Here is an 8249-nt window from a genome sequence, read left to right as displayed (position 1 = left end):
CGGCGGCGTTCGACGCGGTGTGCGCGGAGCTGGACCGTCATCTGGAGGGTTCGGTGCGGGAGGTGGTCTTCGGCGGGGATGCGGAGGCGCTGGACCGGACCGTGTTCACCCAGACCGGGCTGTTCGCTGTGGAGGTGGCGCTGTACCGGCTGGTGGCGTCCTGGGGTGTCGCGCCGGACTTCGTGGTGGGGCATTCGGTGGGCGAGCTGGCCGCGGCGCATGTGGCGGGGGTCTTCTCGCTGGAGGACGCGTGTGCGCTGGTGGCGGCGCGCGGGCGGTTGATGCAGGCGCTGCCCGAGGGCGGTGCGATGGTCTCCCTCCAGGCCACGGAGGCCGAGGTGCTGCCGCATCTGGCCGGTTACGAGGACCGGGTGAGTGTGGCCGCGGTCAACGGCCCGGCGGCGACCGTCATCTCCGGTGCGGAGTCGGCGGTGCTGGCGGTGGCCGGGGCGGTGGGGGTCAAGAGCAAGCGGCTGAGCGTCTCGCACGCTTTCCACTCACCCCTGATGGAGGGGATGCTGGCCGAGTTCGCCGAGGTGGCGGGCCGGATCGGCTACTCCCCATCGAGACTGGCGATCGTCTCGAACGTCACCGGCGAGTTGGCGGGCGAGGAGGTGTGCTCGCCGGAGTACTGGGTGCGCCATGTCCGTCAGGCGGTGCGGTTCGGGGACGGCATCCGGTTCCTCGAAGGGCAGGGTGTCACCCGCTATGTGGAGATCGGCCCGGCCGGTGTGCTCTCCGCCATGGGCCGGGACTGCGTCTCGGAGCCCGTCGCGTTCATCCCCTTGCTGCGCAAGGACCGTGACGAGGCCGAGGCGTTGTTGTCCGGGGTCGCCCAGGTGCACGCTCACGGTGGCGAGGTCGACTGGGAGGGGGTGTTCGCCGGGCGCGGTGCGCGCCGGGTGGAGCTGCCCACGTACGCCTTCCAGCGGCAGCGCTACTGGCTGGACAGCGACCTGCCCGGGATCGAGGAGGCCGCCACCGGCGAACCCCTCTCCTGGCGCGCGGAGTTCGCCGCCCTGACCGACCCCGCCGAGCGCGAGCGCGTGGCGCTGGAGCTGGTCCGTACGCACACCGCCTGGGTCCTGGGCTCCCGGGGCCCCGACACCATCGACCCCGAGAAGATCTTCAAGGATCTCGGCTTCGACTCGCTGATGTCCGTCGAGCTGTGCAACCTCCTCAGCACCGCCACCGGAACACGGCTCGCCGGGACCGTACTCTTCGACCACCCCACCCCGCTGGCCCTCTCCCGCCACGTCCAGGACGTGGCGGTGGGCTCCCGGACCGCCACGGCCCCGCGTCCGGCCGCCGCCCGGCGCGCCACCGGCCACGACGACCCGATCGCCATCGTGGCGATGAGCTGCCGCCTCCCCGGCGGAGTGCGCACGCCCGAGCAGTTGTGGCAGCTCGTCGGCGAGGGCCGGGACGCCATCGCGGGCTTCCCCGCCAACCGTGGCTGGGACCTGGAGGGGCTCTACGACCCGGACCCGGCCCGCCACGGCACCAGCTATGTGCGCGAGGGCGGATTCCTCTACGAGGCCGACCAGTTCGACCCGGCCTTCTTCGGCATCAGCCCCCGCGAGGCCCAGGCGATGGACCCCCAACAGCGGCTGCTGCTGGAGACCGCGTCGGAGGCGTTCGAGCGCGCCGGGATCGACCCCACCACGCTCAAGGGCAGCGACGCCGGCGTCTTCGTCGGCACCATGCCGCAGGACTACGGGCCGCGGATGGACGAGGCGTCGGAAGGGTTCGAGGGCTATCTGCTGACCGGCGGCACCACCAGCGTCGCCTCCGGCCGGATCGCCTACACCTGGGGTCTGGAGGGCCCGGCGGTCACCGTCGACACGGCATGCTCATCGTCCCTGGTGGCCCTGCACATGGCCATGCGGTCGCTGCGTGCGGGCGAGTGCTCGCTGGCGCTGGCCGGTGGCGCGACCGTGATGTCCAGTCCCGGGATCTTCGTGGAGCTGAGCCGCCAGAAGGCGCTGTCGCCCGACGGCCGCTGCAAGGCGTTCTCGTCCGACGCCGATGGCACCGGCTGGGGCGAGGGCGTGGGCATGGTGCTGTTGGAGCGCCTGTCGGACGCGCGGCGCAACGGCCACCGGGTGCTGGCGCTGGTCCGCGGCTCCGCCACCAACCAGGACGGCGCGAGCAACGGGCTCACCGCCCCGAGCGGACCCGCCCAGCAGCGCGTCATCCGGCAGGCGCTGGCCGACGCCGGGCTCACCACGGCCGATGTGGACGCGGTCGAGGCACACGGCACCGGCACCTCGCTCGGCGACCCCATCGAGGCGGGCGCCCTGCTCGCCACCTACGGCCAGGACCGCCCTGAGGACCGGCCACTGTGGCTCGGCTCGCTGAAGTCCAACGTCGGCCACCCCCAGGCGGCGGCGGGCGTGGCCGGGGTCATCAAGATGGTGATGGCGCTGCGCCACGGCACACTCCCCAAGACCCTGCACGTACACGAGCCCTCGCCACATGTCGACTGGTCGTCCGGGGGCGTGGAGCTGCTGACCGAGGCCCGGCCATGGCCGGAGCCGGAGACCGCGCGGCCACGGCGCGCGGGCGTCTCGTCCTTCGGCATCAGCGGCACCAACGCCCACGCCATCCTGGAGCAGGCCCCGGCCGAACCGGACGTCGCCACCCAGGAGGAGGCCCGTCCCGCCGCCCCGGGCCTGCCCGTGCTGCCCTGGGTGCTGACCGGGCGCACCGAACAGGCCCTGCGGACCCGGGCCGAGCAACTGCGCGACCACCTTGCCGACCACCCCGGCACCGACCTCGCCGCACTCGGCCGCGCCCTCGCCACCACTCGCACGGCCTTCGGCCACCGGGCGGTGATTCTCGGCCGGGACCGGGAGCGGCTCCTGGACGGGCTCGGCGCGCTCGCACAGGGCACCCCGGCGCCGCATGTGGTCGAGGGCACGGCGGGCGGGCGGCGGAAGACCGTGTTCGTCTTCCCCGGGCAGGGCTCGCAGTGGATCGGGATGGCGCTCCCGCTGTGGAACGCCTCGCCCGTCTTCGCGGAGCGGCTGGAGACCTGCGCCGACGCCCTGGAGCCGTTCCTGGACTGGTCGTTGCGCGATGTGCTGCGCGGTGAGCCGGGCGCCCCGTCGCTGTCCCGTATCGATGTGGTCCAGCCCGCGCTGTTCGCGGTGATGGTCTCGCTGGCCGCGCTGTGGCGCTCGTACGGCGTGGAACCGGCCGCGGTGGTGGGCCATTCGCAGGGCGAGATCGCCGCCGCGTACGTGGCCGGCGGGCTCTCGCTGGAGGACGCGGCCAAGGTGGTGGCCCGGCGCAGCCAGGCATGGGCCGAGCTGAGCGGCAAGGGCGGCATGCTCTCGGTGCTCGCCTCGGCCGAGACGGTCGCCGAGCGGCTTCGGCCGTGGAGCGAACGGCTCGGCATCGCCGCCGTCAACAGCCCCGCGACCGTGACCGTCTCCGGCGACCCGGAGGCCCTGGACGCCTTCATGGCCGAACTCGCGGCCGACGGGGTGAAGTCCCGCCGGGTGCCGGGCGTGGACACCGCCGGGCACTCCCCGCAGGTCGACGGCTTGCGCGAACGGCTGCTGCGCGAAGTGGCGGGGGTACGGCCGCGCGCCTCGCGGATCGCCTACTACTCCACGGTGACCGGCGGACCGCTGGACACCACGGAGCTGGACACCGACTACTGGTACCGGAACATGCGCGAGCCGGTGGACTTCGAGCGGGCCACCCGGGCGCTGCTGGCCGACGGCCATACGGCGTTCATCGAGTGCGCTCCGCACCCCATGCTCGCCATGTCGCTCCAGCAGACCATCGAGGATGCCGATGGGAGCGCCGCCGTCGTCGGCACGCTGCGCCGGGACGAGGGCGACCCGGAGCGCTTCGCCGCCTCGTTCGCCGAGGCGTATGTGCAGGGTGTCGAGCCGTCCTGGGACGCCGTGTTCGAAGGTGGCCCGGGGAGCGGCGCACCGGACGTGGAGCTGCCGACGTATCCGTTCCAGCGGCAGCGGTACTGGCTGGACAAGCCGGTGGCGGCGGGCGATGTGGCCGCCGCCGGACTCGACGCGGCCGGACATCCGCTGCTCGGCGCCGCCGTCCCGCTGGCCGGGGTGGACGACCATCTGTTCACCGGCCGCATCTTCGCACCGGACCACCCCTGGCTGACCGAGCGCACCGGCCCGGACGCGGCCGTGCTCCCCGGCAGCGCCCTCGCCGAACTGGCGATCCGGGCGGGCGACCAGGTCGGCTGCGACCGGATCGAGGAACTCTCCCTGGACACGCCGCTGGTGCTGCCCGAGAAGGGCGCCGCGGTGATCCAGATGCGCGTCGGCGCCCCGGACGGTGGCGGCTTGCGCGCGCTCAGCGTCTACGCGCGCGCCGAGGGCGCGGACTCCGACGAGCCGTGGACGCGGTACGCCACGGCGGTCCTGGGCGCCGGTGCCCCGGCCGCGGACCCCGGCCTCGCCGTATGGCCGCCGACCGACGCGGTCCCGGTGGAGGTGGCGGGAGGCGCCGTCGCGGCCTGGCGGCTGGGTGAGGACCTGTACGCCGAAGTGGGGCTGACCGAGGCCGAGGAGGCCGACGCCCAGCGCTACGGTCTGCACCCGGTGCTGCTGGAGTCGGTGCTCGACGCGGTGGAGACCCCGGGCGACGGCGGTGGCGACGGCGGGACGCGGCTGGCCCTCTCCTGGAGCGGTGTCGTACTGCACGCCACGGGCGCCACAGCGCTGCGGGTACGGCTGACACCGGCCGGCCCCGACACCTACGCGGTGGCGGCGGCCGACCCGAGCGGCGCCCCGGTGGTCTCGGTGGACCGGCTCGTACTGCGCACGGTGGACACGCCCGAACCGATCGGCGGCCGCTCGGCCCTCCACCCGTCGCTGTTCCGCCTGGAGTGGCCCGCCGCGCCCACCGCGGATACGGCCGTGGCCCCGGCGACCTGGGCGGTGCTCGGCGACGACCCGCTCGGGCTCTCCCCGGCGGTGGACGCGGTGCCCTACGACGAGGCGGCGGACGTGCCGGACGCGGTGCTGGTCCCGTGCACCCGCACCGGCACCGCCGAGGGCGACGGGGACGTGGCGGAGGCGGCCCACGCCGCCACCCACCGCGTGCTGGCGCTCATCCAGCGGTGGATCTCCGACGAACGCCTCGCCTCCTCCAGGCTGGTGTTCGTCACCCGGGGCGCGGTCGCGGCCGTCCCCGGCGAAGAGGTGGCCGATGTGGCACACGGCGCCGTATGGGGGCTGGTGCGCTCGGCGCAGTCGGAGCACCCCGGACGCTTCGTCCTCGTCGACCTCGACGGCCACCCGGAGTCGGTGGACGCCCTCCCGGGCGCGGTGGCCTCCGGCGAACCGCAGTGCGCGGTGCGCGAGGGCCGGGCGCGGGTACCCCGGCTGGGCCGGGTGGCAATGGGGGCTGGGGCCGGTCCGGCTGCTGGGGCCGCGGCCACCAGCGCTACCGAGACCACCAGCACACGGCCCACCGAAGCCGCCGACGCCCACCGACGGCTGGACCCCGAGGGCACCGTTCTCGTCACCGGCGCCACCGGCACCCTCGGCGGGCTGCTCGCCCGCCACCTCGTGACCGAGCACGGCGTACGGCATCTGCTGCTGACCAGTCGGCGCGGGCCCGCAGCCGAGGGCATGGCCGAACTCTACGCAGAACTGGACGGGTTGGGGGCCGCCGTCACCGTCGCCGCCTGCGACACGGCCGACCGGGAGGCGCTCGCCGGGCTGCTCGGCGCGATACCCGCCGCGCATCCGCTGACCGCCGTGATCCACGCGGCGGGGGTGCTCGACGACGGTGTCGTGGACGCGCTGGACCCCGACCGGCTCGACCGGGTGCTGCGGCCCAAGGTGGACGCCGCATGGAATCTGCACGAGCTGACCGCGGACCACGACCTGGCCGCGTTCGTCCTCTACTCCTCCGTCGTCGCCACCATCGGCAACGCCGGACAGGCCAACTACGCCGCCGCCAACGCCTTCCTGGACTCCCTCGCCCAGCACCGCAGGGCCCGTGGCCTGGCCGCCCAGTCCCTCGCCTGGGGCCTGTGGGAGCAGCGCAGCGGCATGAGCGGTCATCTGGCCGATGCCGATGTGCGGCGCATGGCGCGCTCCGGTATCCGTCCGCTGCCCAGCGCGGAGGGCATGGAACTCTTCGACGCCGCGCGGGCGGCCGGGGACGCCGCTTTGGTGCCCGTCCGGCTCGATCTGGCGGATCTGCGCAGGCGGGCCGCGAGCGGCAGCCCCGGCCAGGACGCCGTACCCGCGTATCTGCGCGGCCTGGTCAGGACGCCGGTCCGCCGGGTGGTGCGGGCCGGTGGCGGAGGCGGGGCCGTGGAAACCGACGAGAGTTCGCTCGGCCGGCGGCTGGCCGCCCTGGCGGCGGCCGACCGGGATCCGTTCCTGCTGGACCTGGTGCGGGAACACGCGGCGGCCGTACTGGGGCTCGCCGCCCCGGAGGACATCGAGGCCACCCGCGCCTTCCGCGAGGTCGGCTTCGACTCCCTGACCGCCGTGGAGTTGCGCAACCGGCTGGGCGCGGCGACCGGGCTGCGGCTGCCGACCACCCTTCTCTTCGACTATCCGACCCCCGCTGTGCTGGTGGACCATCTGCGGCGCGAGGCGCTGGGCGAACGGGAGGAGGTGGCGGCCGTGGTGGCCGCCGTCCGCCCCGCCGATGACGATCCGATCGCCATCGTGGCCATGAGCTGCCGGCTGCCGGGCGGGGTCCGCGGCCCCGAGGAGCTGTGGGAGCTGGTGGCGGACGGCCGCGATGTGATCTCGGCCTTCCCGGCCGACCGCGGCTGGAACGTCGAGGAGCTGTACGACCCCAACCCCGATACGCCGGGCAGGAGTTACGCCAAGGAGGGCGGCTTCCTCTACGACGCCTACCACTTCGACCCCGAGTTCTTCGGGATCTCCCCGCGCGAGGCGCTCGCCATGGACCCGCAGCAGCGGCTGCTGCTGGAGACCTCCTGGGAGGCGCTGGAGCGCGCCGGGGTCGACCCGCACACCACACGGGGCAGCACCGCGGGCGTGTTCATCGGTTCCACCGGCCAGGACTACGCCTCGGGACTCGGCGAGATCCCCGGGGACATGGAGGGGTATCTGCTGACCGGCAAGGCCGCCAGCGTGGTCTCCGGCCGTATCGCCTACTCCCTCGGCTGGGAGGGCCCGGCGCTCACCATCGACACCGCGTGCTCCTCCTCCCTGGTCGCCATCCACCAGGCGGCGCAGGCGCTGCGCCAGGGCGAATGCTCGCTGGCGCTGGCGGGCGGCACCACGATGATGTCCACGCCGAGCCTGTTCATCGAGTTCAGCCGGCAGCGCGGCCTCGCCCCCGACGGCAGGTCGAAGGCGTTCTCCTCCGACACCGACGGCACCAGTTGGGGCGAGGGCGTCAGCATGGTGCTCCTGGAGCGGCTGTCCGACGCCCGCGCCAACGGCCATGAGGTGCTCGCGCTGGTGCGCGGCTCCGCCGTCAACCAGGACGGGGCCAGCAATGGCCTCACCGCCCCCAACGGCCCCTCCCAGCAACGGGTGATCCGGCAGGCGCTGGCGAACGCCGGGCTGTCGGCCGCCGAAGTGGATGCCGTCGAGGCCCACGGCACCGGCACCACGCTCGGCGACCCGATCGAGGCGCAGGCCATCCTCGCCACCTACGGCCAGGGCCGGGAGGCCGAACGGCCGCTGTGGCTGGGCGCGTTGAAGTCCAACATCGGCCACACCCAGGGCGCGGCCGGCGGCGCCGGTGTCATCAAGATGGTCATGGCGATGCGCCACGGTCTGCTGCCCAGGACACTCCACGTCAAGGAGCCCACCCCGCATGTGGACTGGACGGCGGGAGCGGTCGAGCTGCTGACCGAGGCCAGGGACTGGCCGACGGGCGAGCGGGTGCGCCGCGCCGGGGTGTCCGCCTTCGGCATCAGCGGCACCAACGCCCACCTCATCCTGGAGGAACCGCCCGCCGAGCCCGCCGCCGACCCGGAGCCGGAGCCGTCGGTGCGCACCGAGCTGGTGCCGTGGGTGGTGTCCGGCCGTACCGAGGCGGCGTTGCGCGCCCAGGCGGAGCGGCTGCGGTCGTATGTGGCGGCGCGGCCGGAGCTGGATCCGGTGGATGTGGGCTACTCGCTGGCGCTGGCCCGGTCCGCCTTCGGCCACCGGGCGGCGGTCACCGGCCGCGACCGGGCGGAGCTGCTGAGCGGGCTGGAGCAGCTCGCCACGGGCATCACTCCCGGCACGGTGGCCGCCGAGGAGGGCAGGACG

1 protein-coding gene is annotated in these 8249 nt (G+C 74.3%); it reads left to right on the top strand.

The features are described 5' to 3' along the window. The coding region (locus KN815_RS51650) for a type I polyketide synthase (RefSeq protein WP_301184659.1) at positions 1 to 8249 on the top strand (8249 nt) is incomplete at both ends.

Origin of the sequence: Streptomyces niphimycinicus (genome assembly GCF_018883605.1) — a bacterium.
GTDB classification, from domain to species: Bacteria; Actinomycetota; Actinomycetes; order Streptomycetales; family Streptomycetaceae; genus Streptomyces; species Streptomyces niphimycinicus.
Note: the sequence above shows the minus strand (reverse complement) of the source record. Positions and strands in the feature narration are given on the sequence as shown.